The sequence below is a fragment of the Tepidimonas sp. genome, from assembly GCF_036825565.1.
Taxonomy (GTDB): Bacteria; Pseudomonadota; Gammaproteobacteria; order Burkholderiales; family Burkholderiaceae_C; genus Tepidimonas.
This window is the reverse complement of sequence record NZ_DAISXZ010000021.1, coordinates 1-16,701: the sequence shown is the minus strand read 5'-3', so window position 1 is coordinate 16,701 and position 16,701 is coordinate 1. Positions and strand designations below refer to the sequence as shown.

At 68.8% G+C, this 16,701-nt stretch carries 14 protein-coding genes and 4 tRNA genes; 12 read left to right on the top strand and 6 right to left on the bottom strand.

Annotated features, from left to right (window positions below; translation table 11 throughout):
* Window positions 1-16: 16 nt before the first annotated feature.
* Entirely contained in the window at window positions 17-1,108 is a 1,092-nt protein-coding gene (hemH, locus tag V7026_RS04700; protein WP_334154126.1) for a ferrochelatase, read from the bottom strand.
* Between the two features lie 19 nt (window positions 1,109-1,127).
* On the opposite strand from hemH, the gene V7026_RS04695 reads away from it, so the two are divergent.
* Window positions 1,128-1,907, top strand: coding sequence for an HAD-IA family hydrolase (locus V7026_RS04695; RefSeq protein WP_334154125.1), 780 nt, complete (start codon window positions 1,128-1,130; stop codon window positions 1,905-1,907).
* A gap of 45 nt (window positions 1,908-1,952) precedes the next feature.
* A complete protein-coding gene (locus V7026_RS04690; RefSeq protein WP_334154124.1) occupies window positions 1,953-2,615 on the top strand; it encodes a glutathione S-transferase family protein in 663 nt (220 codons plus the stop codon).
* Here V7026_RS04690 and hpnE read toward each other — a convergent pair.
* From hpnE to V7026_RS04670, 4 genes are all read right to left on the bottom strand, one after another.
* Window positions 2,587-3,984, bottom strand: a complete 1,398-nt coding sequence (gene hpnE / locus V7026_RS04685; protein ID WP_334154123.1) for a hydroxysqualene dehydroxylase HpnE — start codon at window positions 3,982-3,984, stop codon at window positions 2,587-2,589. The two genes, V7026_RS04690 and hpnE, sit on opposite strands and share 29 nt — an antisense overlap.
* Before the next feature lie 2 nt (window positions 3,985-3,986).
* A complete protein-coding gene (gene hpnD / locus V7026_RS04680; RefSeq protein ID WP_334154122.1) occupies window positions 3,987-4,871 on the bottom strand; it encodes a presqualene diphosphate synthase HpnD in 885 nt (294 codons plus the stop codon).
* Entirely contained in the window at window positions 4,868-5,782 is a 915-nt protein-coding gene (hpnC, locus tag V7026_RS04675) for a squalene synthase HpnC (RefSeq protein WP_334154121.1), read from the bottom strand. Before hpnC ends, hpnD begins: the two co-directional genes overlap by 4 nt.
* Before the next feature lie 78 nt (window positions 5,783-5,860).
* Complete coding sequence (locus tag V7026_RS04670; RefSeq protein ID WP_334154120.1) at window positions 5,861-6,490, bottom strand: hypothetical protein; 630 nt, start codon at window positions 6,488-6,490, stop codon at window positions 5,861-5,863.
* A gap of 25 nt (window positions 6,491-6,515) precedes the next feature.
* Here V7026_RS04670 and V7026_RS04665 point away from each other — a divergent pair, with 25 nt between their 5' ends.
* From V7026_RS04665 to V7026_RS04620, 10 genes are all read left to right on the top strand, one after another.
* Window positions 6,516-6,947 carry a GGDEF domain-containing protein gene (locus V7026_RS04665; protein WP_334154119.1) on the top strand — a complete coding sequence of 144 codons (432 nt, stop codon included), beginning with the start codon at window positions 6,516-6,518 and terminating at the stop codon, window positions 6,945-6,947.
* A 79-nt stretch (window positions 6,948-7,026) separates the two neighbouring features.
* Window positions 7,027-7,113 (top strand) — tRNA-Leu (locus V7026_RS04660).
* Window positions 7,114-7,374: 261 nt separating this feature from the next.
* Complete coding sequence (locus V7026_RS04655; protein WP_334154118.1) at window positions 7,375-8,646, top strand: SLC13 family permease; 1,272 nt, start codon at window positions 7,375-7,377, stop codon at window positions 8,644-8,646.
* Window positions 8,647-8,924: 278 nt separating this feature from the next.
* Entirely contained in the window at window positions 8,925-10,235 is a 1,311-nt protein-coding gene (tig, locus tag V7026_RS04650) for a trigger factor (RefSeq protein WP_334154117.1), read from the top strand.
* Between the two features lie 154 nt (window positions 10,236-10,389).
* Window positions 10,390-10,998, top strand: a complete 609-nt coding sequence (gene clpP / locus V7026_RS04645) for an ATP-dependent Clp endopeptidase proteolytic subunit ClpP (RefSeq protein WP_334154116.1) — start codon at window positions 10,390-10,392, stop codon at window positions 10,996-10,998.
* Between the two features lie 50 nt (window positions 10,999-11,048).
* A complete protein-coding gene (gene clpX, locus V7026_RS04640) occupies window positions 11,049-12,314 on the top strand; it encodes an ATP-dependent Clp protease ATP-binding subunit ClpX (protein WP_334154115.1) in 1,266 nt (421 codons plus the stop codon).
* Between the two features lie 81 nt (window positions 12,315-12,395).
* The gene (gene lon / locus V7026_RS04635; RefSeq protein WP_334154114.1) at window positions 12,396-14,816 is read left to right on the top strand and encodes an endopeptidase La; all 2,421 of its coding nucleotides are present in this window, start codon (window positions 12,396-12,398) and stop codon (window positions 14,814-14,816) included.
* Between the two features lie 109 nt (window positions 14,817-14,925).
* Window positions 14,926-15,001, top strand: a tRNA-Gly gene (locus tag V7026_RS04630).
* 62 nt (window positions 15,002-15,063) lie between these two features.
* Window positions 15,064-15,137, top strand: a tRNA-Cys gene (locus V7026_RS04625).
* A 34-nt stretch (window positions 15,138-15,171) separates the two neighbouring features.
* Window positions 15,172-15,247 (top strand) — tRNA-Gly (locus V7026_RS04620).
* A 39-nt stretch (window positions 15,248-15,286) separates the two neighbouring features.
* On the opposite strand, the gene V7026_RS04615 is transcribed toward V7026_RS04620, so the two are convergent.
* On the bottom strand, window positions 15,287-16,564 hold the full coding sequence (locus V7026_RS04615; protein WP_334154113.1) for a transglycosylase SLT domain-containing protein: 1,278 nt from the start codon (window positions 16,562-16,564) through the stop codon (window positions 15,287-15,289).
* Between the last annotated feature and the right edge of the window lie 137 nt (window positions 16,565-16,701).

Here is a 16,701-nt window from a genome sequence, read left to right as displayed (position 1 = left end):
TAGCGTGCTGCGCGGCTCACACCGTCGCGCCCAGCGCCCGCGCGCGCTGGCGCGTGACCTCGGCGGCGGCCGCGTCGTGCGGCGTGCGCGTCGGCCAGCCGGCCATGTGCCGCTCGGCCAGGTCCGCCAGTGCCTGCAGCCAGCCTGGGTCGTCGTTCAGGCAGGGAATGTAGTGGAACTCGCGCCCCCCGGCCGACAGGAAGGCCGCGCGCGCCTCTTGGTCGATTTCCTCCAGCGTTTCGATGCAGTCGGCCGTAAAGCCTGGGCACACCACGTCGACGCGGCCCACGCCCTGGCGCGCCAGCTCCACCAGCGTCGGCTCGGTGTAGGGCTGCAGCCACTTCGCCCGGCCGAAGCGCGACTGGAACGTCACGACCGCCTGTTCGGGCGGCAGCTCCAGCGCCTCGGCCAGCAGCCGGCCGGTCTTGTGGCATTCGCAGTGGTAGGGGTCGCCGAGCTGTAGCGTGCGCGCCGGCATCCCATGAAAACTCATCACCAGCCGCTCGGGCCGCCCGTGCTCGGCCCAGTGGGCGCGCACGCGCGCGGCCAGCGCCGCGATGTAGCCGGTGTCGTCGTGGTAGTGGTTGACGAAGCGCAGCTCCGGCACCCAGCGCCGCGTGCCGGCCCAGCGCCACACCTCGTCGAAGGCGCTGGCGGTGGTGGCGGCGCAGTATTGCGGGTAGGCCGGCAGGATCAGGATGCGCGTGCAGCCGGCGGCTTTGAGCGCCTGCAGCTCGCGCGCGATGGCCGGCTCCCCGTAGCGCATGGCCCAGCGCACCGTCACGTGGTGGCCGCGCTCGCCCAGCAGGCCCTGCAGCAGCTTGGCCTGCCGCTCGGTCCACACTTTCAGCGGCGAGCCCTGCGGCGTCCAGATGGTGGCGTACTTGGCGGCCGACTTGCGCGGCCGCACGTTGAGGATGATGCCGTGCAGGATCGGCCACCACAGCGCGCGCGGCAGCTCCACCACGCGCGGGTCGCTGAGGAACTGGGCGAGGTAGCGCCGCAGCGCCGCCGGGGTCGGCGCCTCGGGCGTGCCGAGGTTGATCCACAGGATGCCCGTGCGGGCGGGCTGGCTGTGCGTGTAGGCGGGTTCGGGGTGCATGCGCATGGTGGTATTCTGGCGCACGATGATCGATACCGCCGGCCTGCGAGCCTTGACCCTGGATCTGGACGACACGCTGTGGCCGATGCGGCCCACCATCGCGCGCGCCGAGGCCGCGCTGCAGGCGTGGCTGGAGGTGCACGCACCGGCCACGGAGGCGCGGTTGCGTGACCGCGCCTGGGCGCGCGCGGTGCGCGCCGGCGTGCAGCGCGACCACCCGGATCGCCACCACGACCTGACCTTCCTGCGCCGTGAGGCGATCCGTATGGCGCTGCGCGCAAGCGGCGACGACCCGGCGCTGGCGGAGCCGGCCTTCGAGGTGTTCTACGCCGAGCGCCAGCGCGTCGAGCTGTTTGCGGATGCGCGCCCGGCGCTTGAGCGGCTGGCGGCCCGCTGGCCGCTGGTGGCCGTCTCCAACGGCAACGCCGACGTGCGCCGCGTCGGCCTGGGCGACTACTTCGTCGCCCACGTCGGCGCGCGCGAGGCGGGCGTGGCCAAGCCGCACCCTGGCATCTACCAGGCGGCGCTGGCGGCGGCAGGCGTGGCGCCGCAGGCGGCGCTGCACGTCGGCGACGACCCGCTGCTGGATGTCGTCGGGGCGCGGCGCGCGGGGCTGGCCGCCGTCTGGGTCAACCGCCACGGCCACGACTGGGACGCCGCCGTGCAGCCGAAGGACTGCGGCTGCGGCGGTGGGGACATGGCGCGCGCGCTGCACGCCGCCGGCGTGCAGCCGCAGCCGCACGAGCGCCCGCACGCCCAGGTGGGGCATCTGTTGGAACTGTGCGAACGGCTCGGCCTGACCTAAGGCGCCTAAGGCGCGAGCCGCCGCGGCTGCAAGGAGCTTTAATCCATGGCGCTGACGATCTACGGCATCTTCGCCTCGCGCGCGGTGCGGCCGCTGTGGGCCGCGCAGGAGCTGGGCCTGCCCTACACCCACGTGCCGACGCCGTATCAGGGCGGGGCGACGCGCACGCCGGAGTTCCTGGCCCTCAACCCCAACGGCCGCATCCCGGTGCTGGTCGACGAGCGGCCCGAGGGGCGCGTGGTGGTGTGGGAATCGATGGCCTGCGCGCTGTACCTGGCGCGGCACTACGGCAAGGGCGACGGCAGCGACCTCGCCCCGGTCAGCCCGGCGGAGGACGCCGAGGCGCTGCGCTGGGCGTTCTGGGCCGTCACCGAGCTGGAGGCCGATGCGCTGTGCGTGCTGATGCATCGGCTGGGCCTGCCGCCTGAGCGGCGCGACGCCGGCAAACTCGCCGCCGCCGAGCGGCGCCTGCGCGGGCCGCTCAAAGTGCTGGAAGATCATCTGGCCGCCCGCGCCGCGCACGGGCTGGACCATCTGGCCGCGGCGCGCTTCACCATCGCCGACCTGTGCGTGGCCTGCGTGGCCAACTGGGCGCGCCCGTCGCAGGAGCTGATGCACGCCTTCCCGCGCGTGCACGACTGGCTGCAGCGCTGCCACGCCCGGCCCGCCTATCAGGTGCTCAAGGCCGCAGCGAAGGGGCAGGGGTGAGCGCCGCCACCGCCGCCAGCCCGCTGCGCACGGCGCCCTCCAGCGTGGCGGGGTAGGGGCCCGTCACGTAGTCGCCGGCAGCCACCAGCCCGTCGCCGATGCGCGCGGCCGGCCGGCGCAGGCCGGGCGTGCAGGCGAAGGTGGCGCGCTTTTCCACGACGGTTTGTCGAACCGCACCACCGTGCAATCCCAGCGCTGACGCCGCCTGCGCCTGAACCGCCTCGGTCAGGGCCGACCGGTTGGCCGCCAGGGCGGGGTCGGGTGCGCTGGCCACGACGGCCAGGCCATCCCACCCGTCCTTCTGCACCGCCCGGCGAAACACGAATTGCGCGGGGGACCCGCGGCCATCGCTGCGCAGCGCCAGCATCGGGGTGGCGGCGGGCCAACGCCAGCCAGCAGGTGGGTCCAGATAGACCGTGGCGATCGGGGTGTGCGTCAACGCCCGCGCCTGCTCTATCCACAGGGCAACACCGTCCGGCCCATCCCCCGCAAGGTCGCGCATGCCAGCCAGCAGCCGTGCCGCTTCCCACGCCGGGCAGGCCAGGATCACGGCGGTCGATTGGACGACCCGGCCACTGCCCAAAGTGATGCGCCAATCGCTGCGGTCGGGCGCGCGGGCGAGCGTGATCGCGCGGGCGCCGGTCAGCAAGTGTGCCCCCGCGCGGCGCAGCGCGGCCGTGGCGGGGTCGGGCAGCAATTGCCCCAGGTCGACCCGTGGAATCAGCAAGTCGCTGGGTGCGAACGGCGGCACCGCCTCCCCCAGCAGCGCATCGCGCAGCACACGCAAAAACACCGCCCCGCTGGCCCGCGCCATCGGGGTGTTGAGGGCGGCGACGCACAGCGGCTCGATCAGCTCCGCCACCACCCGTGGCGGCAGCTCGGCGCACAGGTCCGCCACCGTGGCGGTTGCCGTACAGGCAAAGGCTTGGCGCTGCCAGCGGCCGGCGGCACGCAGCATCGCCCACCGCTCAGCCGCAGACCAACCGCGCACGCACAGCAGGGCAGCGGCCAGGCCCCAGGGAGCCAGCCGCCCCGGCAGACGATCCGCCCAGCGGGGCAGTGCCAGACCGGTGCCGTCGGGGTAGGGCAAGGCCAGCGGCATGCGTTGCAGGGCAGCCTCCAGGTCCACCCCCAGGCGGCGCATCAGGCGCAGGGTGGCGGTGTAGGCGCCGATCAGGATGTGCTGGCCATTGTCCAAGGCGGCGTCGTGGCCGTGCCGGTCGTCGGCTGGCAGCCGGCGCGCCCGTCCGCCCCAATGGGGCGCGGCTTCCAGCACCGTCACGCCCCAGCCAGCGTCGGAGGCGGCCACGGCGGCGGCCAGACCCGCCCAGCCCCCTCCGATGACCGTGAGCGTGCGCGGTGCCACCATGTTCAAAACCGCCCCAAGGCTTGCACCTTCCACGCCAGCCAGAATTTGCGCAGCGGCGTCAGCCCGACCCGCTGGGTCAGCACCAGGGCGGGCTCCCGCGCGATTTCGCGCAGCAACGTGCGGTAGATGCTGGCCATCATCAGCCCCGGTTTTTGCGCGCGCCGATCCGCGCTGGGCAACAGGGCAATCGCCTCGTCGTAGGTGGCCAGTGCGCGTTCGATCTGGAAGGCCATCAACGCCGCAAACCGCTGCGGGAACGACGGCTCGGCCCCCATGCCGCGCTTGAGCAGCTCGTGCGCCTTGACGTCGAAGCGTTGCAGCTCCTGGATCGGCAGATAGATGCGGCCGCGCAGCGCATCCTCGCCCACGTCGCGGATGATGTTGGTGAGCTGAAACGCCAGCCCCAGCCGGTGCGCGTAGGCGGTGGTCTGCGCTTCGGTCTGGCCAAAGATGCGGGCCGCCACCTCGCCCACCACGCCGGCGACCAGGTGGCAGTAGCGCTGCAACCCCGGGTAGTCCAGATAGCGGCTTTGCTGCAGATCCATCTCGCAGCCGTCGATGATCTGCAACAACGGCTCGGCCGTCAGGCCGTACGGCGCGATGTGTGGGCGCAACGCCACGAGGGCGGGATGCTCGGGCGACGCACCGGAGCCAAAAGTGCGTAGCACCTGCTGGCGCCACCAGCCCAGCTTGGTCTGCGCCACGCCGGGGTCGCTCACCTCGTCGACCACGTCGTCGATCTCGCGGCAGAAGGCGTAGAACGCCGTGATCGCCGCCCGCCGCGCCGGCGGCAAAAACAAAAAGGCGTAATAAAAGCTGCTGCCGGAGGCGGCGGCCCGCTGCTGGGCGTAGGCCTGGGCCTGCTGCAAGGGGTCCGTGGCGTTCATGCCCCCTCCGCGTCACGGGTCGGGCGCGTCGAGCCGCTCGCCGGCGCTGCCGGGGGGCGGTGCCGGATGGCGCGGGCCAGCAGCATCGGCCAGTCGCCGCCGCGCAGGCGGGGCCGGTGGGTGAGGGTGCGGCCGCCAACGGCCTCGATCCGCTCCAGCACGCGCAGCCCGCCCTGCAGGACCAGCCGCAACTCCCAGCCAAAGCGCCCGCGCAGGCGAGTGGGCAGCCCCCAGCCCTGCCGCAGCAGCGCCCGCGCGCGGCGGCAGCCTTCCAGCACGAGGGGCGCGAGCGCCGCTTCCGGCAGCGCGCGCATATCCCCCTGCGCGGGCAGTCCGTGCGCCCGCAGGGTGGCGTCCGTCAGATAGCAGCGCCCCCGCGCCAGATCTTGCCCCAGGTCCTGCCAAAAGTTGATGAGTTGCAGGGCCGTGCAGATGGCATCGCTTTCGCGCTCGGCTTCGGCGCCGCGTACACCCGCTAGGTGCAGCAGCAGGCGGCCGATCGGGTTGGCCGATCGGGCGCAATACGCCAGCAGCTCCGCGTCGTCGCGGTAGCGCCGCCCCTCGGCGCTCCAGCGCACATCCTGCTCGAACGCATCCAGCAGCGCCTCCAGGGGGGGCAGCGGCAGATCGTGGCGGCGCCGCGCATCGTCCAGAGCGGTCAGCATGGGCGTCCATGCCGGGGGCAGCGCCAGTGACGGCTGCCCGCCGTGCCACATGATCCGCAGTGCCTGGCGCAAGGTGGCCAATGCCGCCAATCGGTCCGGTGCTGCCGCGTCCCCCTCATCGGCCAGATCGTCGGCCGTGCGGGCAAAGCGGTAAATCGCCACCACCGCCGAGCGCCAGCGCCGCGGGCACAGGATGGACGCGACGGGAAAGTTCTCGTAATGATCGATACCGGAGGCCAGCGACATGTCGCGATGTTGCCACAGCGCCATATCGCAACGATTTTGTCAGGCGGACGTTGGGTGTTAGCGTAGAACCCCTTGCGGTCACCAGTCCCCGCAAAAAAAATCGATAAACAAGCCGGACGGGGAGTCATGCGGCAGGTCTTGCAACATCTCGAGCAACTCGCGCGCCTGACGCGCGGGAAAGACCGCGACAGTATGGACGCCACGCTGGTGGAGGTGCTGCTGCCGTTGCTGGAGGCGCGCAGCGTCGTGCTGTGGGAGGCCCTGCCCGATGAGGGACAGGACCGATTGCTGACCCGCGCGCGGCTGGAACGGGGCATGGCCGTTCCGCAATCCTCCGCCCCCTGGGCTCCCCTGGCCGATCTGCCCCGGGTGGACGATGACCCGGCCCGGGTCGAAGCATGGCGCACCGGTCAATCGCGCGTCATCGTCGGGGAGGGCGAAGCGCGCCTGTTGGTGCCCTTGATCACCGAGTCCGAGCGCCGGTTGCTCATCGAAGCCCGCTTGGACCATGCCCCGGCCACACAGTCGGTGCGCGTGGTGGAGGGCATGGCTCGAATTTTCGAGAATTTCATCAACCTGCTCGACTCCAGCGAACGCGACACCCTGACCGGCCTGCTCAACCGCAAGTCGTTCGACGACACGTTTTTCAAGGCCACGCAGCGCGACCCGGCCCCATGGGCTGTGCCCGACGAGCAGCGCCGCTGCCATGGGCCATCCTGGCTCGCCGTGGTCGATGTCGACCACTTCAAACAAATCGGTCAACGACCGGTACGGGCACTTGATCGGCGACGAGGTGCTGCTGCTGATCGCGCGGATTCTGCGCAGCACCTTCCGGCACGACGATCGGCTGTACCGCTTTGGCGGCGAGGAATTCGTGGCGCTGGTGCGCGCCTGCGATGCCCAGGCCGCCGCTGCGGCCTTCGAGCGCCTGCGCCGCAACGTCGAGGACTACCCCTTCCCGCAGGTGGGGCGCATCACGGTCAGCATCGGCTACACGGTCGTGCGGGAGCACGACACCCCGTCCGACGCCTTCGAGCGCGCCGACCGCGCCGTCTACCTGGCCAAGGCCGAGGGGCGCAACGCCGTGCGGGGGTTCGAAACGGCCGTCCAGATCGGCGAGCCGTCCCCGCAGCGCGGCGCGGAACGCGACGTCGAGCTGTTTTGACCCGCCGCGCCGTCAAGGGCAGTGCGGCGCCCGGCTACAATCGGCCCTCGTCTGTGCGGGCGCCGTCCGGCCCGCCAGCGCGCGGGTGGCGAAATTGGTAGACGCACCAGGTTTAGGTCCTGACGGTGGCGACACCGTGGGGGTTCGAGTCCCCCCCCGCGCACCAATGATTTCTGTCGTTAGTACCGAATAGAAACAGGCGGGTTGGTGTCGATCACCACGTGCTTCAACTCCTGTGGCTCGAGGGGTGCCAACTCCACGAGCCTGTCCAGCCCGATCCCTTCGACCCCTCGCCGTGCTGCGTCTGATAGCCGACACCGTCCCACTGCTGCTGGCGGACGACCACATCCACGCCGTGGTCCGCCTGTTTGCCAGCCTGCGCATTCAGCGCTTCTGGGCGGCGTGAGCGTTGGTCCTCGTTGACTTCATGATCGCATTTTGGGCCGATCCCGATGTGCGCCACGCCGCCACCGCGGCGGTGTTTGCCGTCGTCTATCTGGGCATGTTTCTTGGGGGGCTGCCGCGGCTGCGTCTGGATCGCACCGGCGTGGCGGTGCTGGGCGCCATCGCCATGATCGCGGTCAATGGCTGGTCGGTGGCGGAGGCCGCGGCCGCCATCGACCTGCCGACGGTGGTGCTGCTCTTTGCCTTCATGCTGGTGTCGGCGCAAATGCGCCTGGGGGGCTTTTACGCGGCGGTCACGCGTGCCGTCGGGGGCTGGCCCCTGCCGCCCGCGGCGCTCATGGGGGCGCTGCTGGCGGTCGTGGCGGTGCTGTCGGCGGTGTTCTCCAACGACGTGGTGTGTCTGGCGGTAACGCCGGTCGTCGTGCGCATCGCGTGGCGGCGCGGCTGGGACCCGATCCCCTGGCTGGTCGGGGTGGCCTGCGCGTCGAACATCGGCTCTGCCGCGACGCTCATCGGCAATCCGCAGAACATGCTGATCGGCTCCGTCATGAGGGTGCCCTTTGGCGCCTATCTGCAGGCCGCGTTGGCACCGGTGCTGCTGGCCCTCGTCGGCTTGTGGGGGCTGATGGTCTGGCACTCACGGGTGGGCCAGCGCAGCGGTACCGTGGTGCCGCCCGGCGGTGCGCGCGAAGTGGATGACGGCCCGCCCTTCGACCGGTGGCAGGCCACCAAGGGCTTGCTGGTCGCGGGGGCGCTGCTCGTCGTCTTTTTGTTCACCGACTGGCCGCGGGAGGTTGCGGCGCTGGTGGCGGCCGGTGTGCTGCTGCTGAGCCGGCGCATGCACTCCTCCCAGGTCATGGGCTTGGTGGACTGGCCGTTGCTGTTGCTCTTTGCCGGGCTGTTCATCGTCAACCACGGATTCGAAGGCACGGGGCTGGCGGCGCGGGCGGTGGCGGCGCTGGCGGCTCAGGGCATCACCCTGACCGACCCGCTGGTGCTGGCCATGACGGGCGTGACGCTGTCCAACCTCGTCTCCAACGTGCCGGCAGTCATGCTGCTGCTGCCGCACCTGGGGGATCACGCCCAAGCGGTCACGCTGGCGCTGGTCAGCACCTACGCGGGCAACCTGCTGCTCGTGGGCTCCATCGCCAACCTGATCGTGGCCGATCTGGCCGGACGTGACGGCGTCGCGATCGACTGGCGTCGGCACGCGGCCGTGGGGATGCCGGCCACGGCGATCAGCCTGCTGACATGGTGGGCGTGGCAATGGGGCAGCGCGGCCTGGGGGCTGTGACCTGGGGCGCAGAGATTGGTGCGAGCAGCCGCTCGGGGTTGCCCGCATGGGGGCCTCGGCTGGCTTCGGTACAATTGCCAGTTTGCCCGATCCGTCGGGTGTGGGTGACGTTCGCCCCGTTGGCAGCATCGCCAAGCTGGGCGGTCAAAGCGGCAACCGAACGCCGCTGAGGCCGCTGCAACCGCCAAAAGGCCGCTGGCGTGCCGATGGGGCGCCGCCGCAGAATATCCCTGGATTTGTCCTGCGGGCAGGTCCGTCTTCGATACACAGGAGCAATCATGGCAGTCAATGTCGAAACCCTGGACAAGCTCGAGCGCAAGATCACGCTCGAGCTGCCGCTCGAGGCGATCCAGAAAGAGGTGGACACCCGCCTCAAGCGTCTGCAGCGCCAGGTCAAGCTCGACGGTTTTCGCCCCGGCAAGGTGCCGATGTCGGTCGTCGCGCAGCGCTACGGCTATTCGGTCCACTACGAGGTCATGAACGACCAGGTCGGCCAGGCCTTCAACGCCGCCATTGCCGAGGCGCAGTTGCGCGTGGCGGGACAGCCTCGCATCACTGAGAAGGACGGCGTCCGCGAGGGCGTGGTGGCGTTCGAGGCGGTGTTTGAGGTGTTCCCCGAGGTCAAGATCGGGGACCTGTCCGCCACCGAGGTCGAGCAGTTGCAGGCGGAGGTCGACGAGGCCGCCATCGAGCGCACGCTGGACATTTTGCGCAAGCAGCGCCGCACTTTTGCCGCCCGCGCCGACGGCGAGGCCGCGCAGACGGGTGTCCGCGTCACCATCGACTTCGAGGGCAAGATCGACGGCGAGCCCTTCCAGGGCGGTCAGGCCACCGATTTCGCCTTCGTGCTGGGTGATGGCCAGATGCTCAAGGAGTTCGAGGACGCCGTGCTGGGCATGAAGGTCGGCGAGTCCAAGACCTTCCCGCTCGCCTTCCCCGAGGACTACCACGGCAAGGAAGTGGCCGGCAAGACCGCGGACTTCCTGGTGACGGTCAAGAAGATCGAGCAGCAACACCTGCCCGAAGTCGACGAGGCCTTTGTCAAGTCGCTCGGCATCGAGGCGGGTACGCTGGAAGCGCTGCGCGAGGACATCCGCCGCAACCTGGAGCGCGAGGTCAAGTTCCGTCTGCAGGCACGCAACAAGACGACCGCGCTGGATGCGCTGGCGGCGGCGGCCGAGCTTGATTTGCCCAAGGCTGCGGTGGAGGCCGAGATCGACCGTCTGGTCGAGGGCGCGCGCAACGACCTGAAGCAGCGCGGCATCAAGGACGCCGACAAGGCGCCCATCCCGCGCGAGCTGTTCCAGCAGCAGGCTGAGCGCCGCGTGCGCCTGGGGCTGGTGGTGGCCGAGCTGATCAAGGCCAACGACCTGCGCGCCACGCCGGAGCAGATCGACGCCCACCTGCGCGAGCTGGCGGCCTCCTACGAGTACCCGGAAGAGGTCGTGCGCTGGTACAAATCCAGCGCCGAGCGGCTGTCGGAGATCGAGGCCATCGTGCTCGAAAACAACGTGGCCAACTTCATTTTCGGCAAGGCCAAGGTCACGCCCAAGCGCATCGAGTTTGCCGAGCTGATGGGTCAGGGCTGAGCCCAGCGTGGCCGTTGCCGCCCATGGGGCGGCGTGACCCTACCCACAAGGGCGGACCCCGGTCCGCCCTTTTTCTTGGGGTGCCGTCGCAAACCGCCCTGAGCGGTTACAGTAAGCCCCCAAGGACACCCCTTTGATTCGGAGCTGACGACGCATGAGCGCATTGGACGTACAGAACCTTGGCTTGGTCCCCATGGTCATCGAGCAGTCGGGACGGGGCGAGCGGGCCTATGACATCTACTCCCGCCTCCTGAAGGAGCGCGTCGTGTTCCTGGTCGGACCGGTCAATGACCAGTCCGCCAACCTCGTGGTCGCGCAGTTGCTGTTCCTGGAAAGCGAGAACCCGGACAAGGACATCTCGCTCTACATCAACTCGCCGGGCGGCTCGGTCAGTGCGGGTATGGCCATCTTCGACACGATGAACTTCATCAAGCCGGACGTCTCCACACTGTGCGTGGGCATGGCGGCCAGTATGGGCGCCTTCCTGCTGGCGGCCGGTGCCAAAGGCAAGCGGTTTGTGCTGCCCAACTCCCGGGTCATGATCCACCAGCCGCTGGGCGGCGCCCAAGGCCAGGCCACCGACATCGAGATCCACGCGCGCGAGATCCTGCGCCTGCGCGCCGACCTCAACCGCATCCTGAGCGAGCGCACCGGCCAGCCGCTGGAGAAGATCGAGCGCGACACCGAGCGCGACTATTTCATGTCCGCGGCCGAGGCGGCCGAGTACGGTCTGGTTGACAAAGTCATCGACAAGCGCGCCTGACCCGGGTACGTCCGACCGTTTCCTTTTCGACCCCCCACACAGCACTCCCCATGGCCGACAAGAAAGGTAGCCGCGACAAGACTCTGTATTGCTCGTTCTGCGGCAAGAGCCAGCACGAGGTCAAAAAGCTCATCGCGGGCCCTTCGGTCTTCATTTGCGACGAGTGCATTGACCTGTGCAACGACATCATCCGTGACGAAGTACCGGCCACGGAACTGGGGAGCGCGGCGCTGACGGACGCGCTCCCCACGCCGGGGCAGATCAAGGAACACCTGGACCAGTATGTCATCGGGCAAGAGGCCGCCAAAAAGACCCTGGCCGTCGCGGTCTACAACCACTACAAGCGCCTGCGCCACAACGACGCGGTGAAAAAGAGCGGTGTCGAGCTGGCCAAGAGCAACATTCTGCTGATCGGTCCCACCGGCAGCGGCAAGACGTTGCTGGCCGCCACGCTCGCGCGCAAGCTGGATGTGCCCTTCGTGATGGCCGACGCCACCACGCTGACCGAGGCCGGCTACGTGGGCGAGGATGTCGAAAACATCATCGCCAAGCTGTTGCAGACCTGCGATTACGATGTGCAAAAGGCCCAGCGCGGCATCGTCTACATCGACGAGATCGACAAGATCACCCGCAAGTCCGAGAACCCGTCCATCACCCGCGACGTTTCGGGCGAGGGCGTGCAGCAGGCGCTGCTCAAGCTCATCGAAGGCACGGTCGCCAGCGTCCCGCCGCAGGGCGGGCGCAAGCACCCCAACCAGGACATGCTGCAGGTCGACACGACCAACATCCTGTTCATCTGCGGGGGCGCGTTTGCCGGCCTGGAAAAAATCATCGAGCAGCGCACCGAAGCCTCGGGCATCGGTTTTGGCGCGGCCGTGCGCAGCAAGCGCGAGCGCCCGCTGACCGAGCTGTTCGCGCAGGTGGAGCCGGACGACCTGGTGCGCTACGGCCTGATCCCGGAGCTGGTGGGCCGCCTGCCCGTGGTGACTGCGCTGGCCGAGCTGACCGAGGACGCCCTGGTGGACATCCTCACGGTACCCAAGAACGCCGTCGTCAAGCAGTTTGCCGAGCTGTTCGGCATGGAGGGGGTGGAGCTGGAGGTGCGTCCCGCCGCGCTGCGCGCGATCGCGCGCAAGGCGCTGCAGCGCAAGACTGGCGCCCGCGGCCTGCGCTCCATACTGGAGCAGGCGCTGATGGACACCATGTTCGAGTTGCCCAGCCTGCACAACGTCGAACGCGTCGTCGTCGAGGAGGCCACCATCACCGAAGGCAAGGCGCCCCTGCTCGTTTACCGCGAAGCGGCCAAGCAGGCCTGACCCTCATGCTGGCGGCGCATGGGGGCACGCTTGAAGTCCGGCTTCGCCGCCCCCAACTGAGCCGCGAGAAAGGAATTCCCGATGTCCGGACACCCCGCGCTCCCCCCTCAGCCCGTCGAGCTGCCGCTGCTGCCGCTGCGCGACGTGGTCGTCTTTCCGCACATGGTCATCCCGCTGTTCGTGGGGCGGCCCAAGAGCATCAAGGCGCTCGAGGCCGCGATGGCCAACGAGCGGCGCATCATGCTGGTCGCGCAGAAAACCGCGGCCAAAGACGAGCCCCAACCCGGCGACCTGTTCGACATGGGCTGTGTCGCCAGCATCCTGCAGATGCTCAAGCTGCCCGATGGCACCGTCAAAGTGCTGGTGGAGGGCGTGCAGCGCGCCAAGGTGCTGCAGGTGGAAGAAGGCGAGACGCATTTTGCAGCCAGTGTGATGCCGGTCGATGCCGAGGCCGAGCGGCGCGACGCCGACCCGACCGAGATCGAGGCGCTGCGCCGCGCAGTCATGCAGCAGTTTGACCAGTACGTCAAACTCAACAAAAAGATTCCGGCCGAGATCCTGACCTCGATCGCGAGCATCGACGATCCGGGGCGGCTCGCGGACACGATCGCCGCGCACCTGCCGCTCAAGCTCGAGGCCAAGCAGAGCGTGTTGGATCTGGAGCGGCTGGTCGCGCGGCTGGAAAACCTGTTTGCGCAACTGGAGGCCGAGGTCGAGATCCTCAACGTCGACCGGCGCATCCGCGGGCGCGTCAAGCGCCAGATGGAGAAGAACCAGCGCGAGTTCTACCTCAACGAGCAGGTCAAGGCGATTCAAAAGGAACTCGGCGAGGGTGAGGAGGGCGCCGACCTCGAGGAGCTGGAGAAGAAAATCAAGGCTGCGCGCATGCCCAAGGAGGCGCGCAAGAAGGCCGAGAGTGAGCTCAAAAAGCTCAGGCTCATGTCGCCGATGTCGGCCGAAGCCACCGTCGTGCGCAACTACATCGACGTGTTGGTCAACCTGCCGTGGAGCAAAAAGACCAAGGTGCGTCACGACCTGGCCTACGCCGAGGAGGTGCTCAACGCCGACCACCACGGGCTGGAGAAGGTCAAGGAGCGCATCCTGGAATACCTGGCGGTGCAGCAGCGCGTCGACAAGGTCAAGGCGCCGATCCTGTGCCTGGTCGGCCCGCCGGGGGTTGGCAAGACGTCGCTTGGCCAGTCGATCGCCAAGGCCACCGGGCGCAAGTACGTGCGCATGGCGCTGGGTGGCATGCGCGACGAGGCCGAGATCCGCGGCCACCGGCGCACCTACATCGGCGCGCTGCCGGGCAAGGTGCTGCAGAACCTAACCAAGGTCGGCGTGCGCAATCCGCTGTTCCTGCTGGATGAGATCGACAAGCTCGGCATGGACTTCCGCGGCGATCCAGCCTCGGCGCTGCTAGAGGTGCTGGATCCCGAGCAAAACCACACCTTCCAGGATCACTACGTCGAGCTGGACTTCGACCTGTCGGACGTGATGTTCGTGGCGACATCCAACTCGCTCAACATTCCCCCGGCGCTGCTGGATCGCATGGAGGTGATTCGCCTTTCAGGCTACACCGAGGACGAGAAGGTGGCCATCGCGCTGCGCTACCTGCTGCCCAAGCAGCGCGCCAACAACGGCGTCAAGGACGACGAGCTGGAGGTGACCGAGGCCGCCGTGCGCGACATCGTGCGCTATTACACGCGCGAGGCCGGCGTGCGTGCGCTGGAGCGCGAGATCTCGCGCATCTGCCGCAAGGTGGTCAAGGGTCTGCTGCTTGGCAAGATGAGCAAGCCCGTCGTCGTCACGCCGGACAACCTGGCGGACTTCCTTGGGGTGCGCAAGTACGCGTTCGGCCGCGCCGAGCAGCAAAACCAGGTGGGCCAAGTGGTCGGGCTGGCGTGGACGGAGGTCGGCGGCGATCTGCTGACGGTCGAGGCGGCCATCATGCCTGGCAAAGGCAACGTCATCCGCACCGGCTCGCTTGGCGACGTGATGAAGGAATCGGTGGAGGCCGCGCGCACCGTGGTGCGCAGCCGCGCGCGGCGCCTGGGCATCGTCGACGAGCTGTTCGAGAAGAAGGACATCCACATCCACGTGCCCGACGGCGCCACGCCGAAGGACGGCCCCAGCGCTGGTATTGCGATGACCACCGCGATCGTCTCGGCGCTGACCGGCATCCCGGTGCGCGCCGACGTGGCGATGACCGGTGAGATCACGCTGCGCGGTGAGGTCACCGCCATCGGCGGGCTGAAGGAAAAGCTGCTGGCGGCGCTGCGCGGCGGCATCCGCACCGTGCTGATTCCGGAGGAAAACGTCAAGGACCTGGCCGAGATCCCGGACAACGTCAAGCAGGGTCTGGAGATCGTGCCGGTGAAGTGGATCGACCGCGTGCTGGAGCTGGCGTTGGAGCGCCAGCCGGTGCCGCTGCCGGAGGTGGAGCCGGTGCTGGAAGCGGCGACCGCCCCGGGCGTGGAGCCGCCCGCGGTCAAGCACTGACCGCTTGCCGATATCGGCGGCGATCCGCAGGGAAAGTCTCCGATTTTTGGTGTAGAATAGCGGCTTCAGACGATGCGACGCCATCAACGGCGCAACGCTCTGAAACCACGCGGGAATAGCTCAGTTGGTAGAGCGCAACCTTGCCAAGGTTGAGGTCGCGAGTTCGAGACTCGTTTCCCGCTCCAAATCCCGGGTGGCTGGCTGTCCAGTCGCCCAATCCGGCGGGCTGTCGGGTTGAGCCAGACAAGGCGCGGTAGCAAAGCGGTTATGCACCGGATTGCAAATCCGAGTAGGTCGGTTCGACTCCGGCCCGCGCCTCCAGGGCAAACGTTCCCTGCCACAGGCGGGGACGCAAGCGGGAATAGCTCAGTTGGTAGAGCGCAACCTTGCCAAGGTTGAGGTCGCGAGTTCGAGACTCGTTTCCCGCTCCAAACAGCACACGGGCAAGTCGCAAGACTTGCCCGTTTTGCTTAGGGCTTGCCGGCCTGCGCAGTGCGTACCGCCCCCGGCTTGCGGGGGGCGGCAGCTTTGGCCGTGGCCTTGCGCAGCGCGGCGGCCTTGGCCGGCTTGGCAGCGGCGTGGTCGGTGCGTGTGACCGGCACGTGGATTTGCAGCATCTGGCCGGTGTGCAGCCGGGCGCCCACGCTCAGTTTGTTCCACGTGGCTAGCTCGGCGACGCCGACGCGGTGGCGCCGCGCGATGGCCGCCAGGGTGTCGCCGGCGCGTGCTTTGACCCGCACCGTCCGGGTCGTCGGCACATCGGGCGTGAGCAGCAGTTGGGCGTTGTCCGCCAGGTGCTCCGGCACATCGCGGTCCAGCTTGCCCTCCCGCGGCACCAGGATCGTGGATCCGGCCTTCAGGCGCATGCGCGGGGGGACGCGGTTGAGCTCCCGCAGGGCGCGTTCGTCCCAGCCCAGTTGGCGGGCCGCCTGCGCGGTCGTCATGTCCTGCGGCACGCGCCAGGCCGTCCAACTGGCAACGGGGCCGGCATGCTCGCGCAGCCGCTGGGTGAACAGCAGCGCATTGTCCCAGGGCAGCAGGATCTCCGGGGTGCCGGAGGCCATGATGACGGGTTTGTTGTGCGAGGGGTTTAGGGGGCGGAAGTCCGCCTGGCTGACACCGGCCAGACGGGCGACCACGGCCACGTCGATGTCCCGGTCGATGCGCACGGTATCGAAAAACGGGTGGTTGCCGATCACCGGCAGCTTCACGCCCCGGTGTTGTGGGGCGGTGACCAGATTCTTGATCGCTTGCAGCTTGGGCACATAGTTGCGCGTCTCGTCCGGCATGCGCAGATCGGGGTAACCGGTTGGCAGCCCCGCGGCCTGGTTGCGCTTGATCGCGCGCTGCACATTGCCCTCGCCCCAGTTGTAGGCGGCCAACGCCAAGTGCCAGTCGCCAAACATGCGGTGCAGGCGCTCCAGATAGTCCAGGGCCGCGCGGGTCGAGGCGAGCACATCCCGCCGGTCGTCGCGGAAGGCGTTTTGTTTCAGGTCGTAAGACTTGCCCGTGGCGGGCATGAACTGCCACATGCCGGCCGCTTTGGCGTGGGACACCGCCTGCGGGTTGAAGGCACTCTCGATGAAGGGTAGCAGGGCTAGCTCCAGCGGCAGGTTGCGGCGTTCGATTTCTTCCACGACGTGAAAGAGGTATTTGCTGGCCCGGTCGGCCATGCGCTGCAGGTAGTCCGGTCGGCTTGCGTACCAGCGTTCCCATTGCTGCACGAGCTCGTTGTCTAGGTCCGTCATGGCAAAGCCGCGTTCCATGCGCTCCCACAAATCGGCCGGCGCAACGACGGACGCGACGGGATGCAGGCTGGGCACGCGAGGAGCCGTCGCGATGGCGGTCGACGTCGGGGCGGGCGGGGCAACGCTCGGCGTGGGCG

What these genes read in the sequence shown, in the direction of transcription:
- tig (WP_334154117.1), top strand. Translation starts at nt 8,925, where the DNA reads ATGGCAGTCAATGTCGAAACCCTGGACAAGCTCGAGCGCAAGATCACG.
- hemH (WP_334154126.1), bottom strand. Translation starts at nt 1,108, where the DNA reads ATGCGCATGCACCCCGAACCCGCCTACACGCACAGCCAGCCCGCCCGC.
- V7026_RS04655 (WP_334154118.1), top strand. Translation starts at nt 7,375, where the DNA reads ATGATCGCATTTTGGGCCGATCCCGATGTGCGCCACGCCGCCACCGCG.
- V7026_RS04670 (WP_334154120.1), bottom strand. Translation starts at nt 6,490, where the DNA reads ATGGCAGCGGCGCTGCTCGTCGGGCACAGCCCATGGGGCCGGGTCGCG.
- clpX (WP_334154115.1), top strand. Translation starts at nt 11,049, where the DNA reads ATGGCCGACAAGAAAGGTAGCCGCGACAAGACTCTGTATTGCTCGTTC.
- V7026_RS04690 (WP_334154124.1), top strand. Translation starts at nt 1,953, where the DNA reads ATGGCGCTGACGATCTACGGCATCTTCGCCTCGCGCGCGGTGCGGCCG.
- hpnC (WP_334154121.1), bottom strand. Translation starts at nt 5,782, where the DNA reads ATGTCGCTGGCCTCCGGTATCGATCATTACGAGAACTTTCCCGTCGCG.
- clpP (WP_334154116.1), top strand. Translation starts at nt 10,390, where the DNA reads ATGAGCGCATTGGACGTACAGAACCTTGGCTTGGTCCCCATGGTCATC.
- hpnE (WP_334154123.1), bottom strand. Translation starts at nt 3,984, where the DNA reads ATGGTGGCACCGCGCACGCTCACGGTCATCGGAGGGGGCTGGGCGGGT.
- V7026_RS04695 (WP_334154125.1), top strand. Translation starts at nt 1,128, where the DNA reads ATGATCGATACCGCCGGCCTGCGAGCCTTGACCCTGGATCTGGACGAC.
- V7026_RS04615 (WP_334154113.1), bottom strand. Translation starts at nt 16,564, where the DNA reads ATGACGGACCTAGACAACGAGCTCGTGCAGCAATGGGAACGCTGGTAC.
- V7026_RS04665 (WP_334154119.1), top strand. Translation starts at nt 6,516, where the DNA reads ATGTCGACCACTTCAAACAAATCGGTCAACGACCGGTACGGGCACTTG.
- lon (WP_334154114.1), top strand. Translation starts at nt 12,396, where the DNA reads ATGTCCGGACACCCCGCGCTCCCCCCTCAGCCCGTCGAGCTGCCGCTG.
- hpnD (WP_334154122.1), bottom strand. Translation starts at nt 4,871, where the DNA reads ATGAACGCCACGGACCCCTTGCAGCAGGCCCAGGCCTACGCCCAGCAG.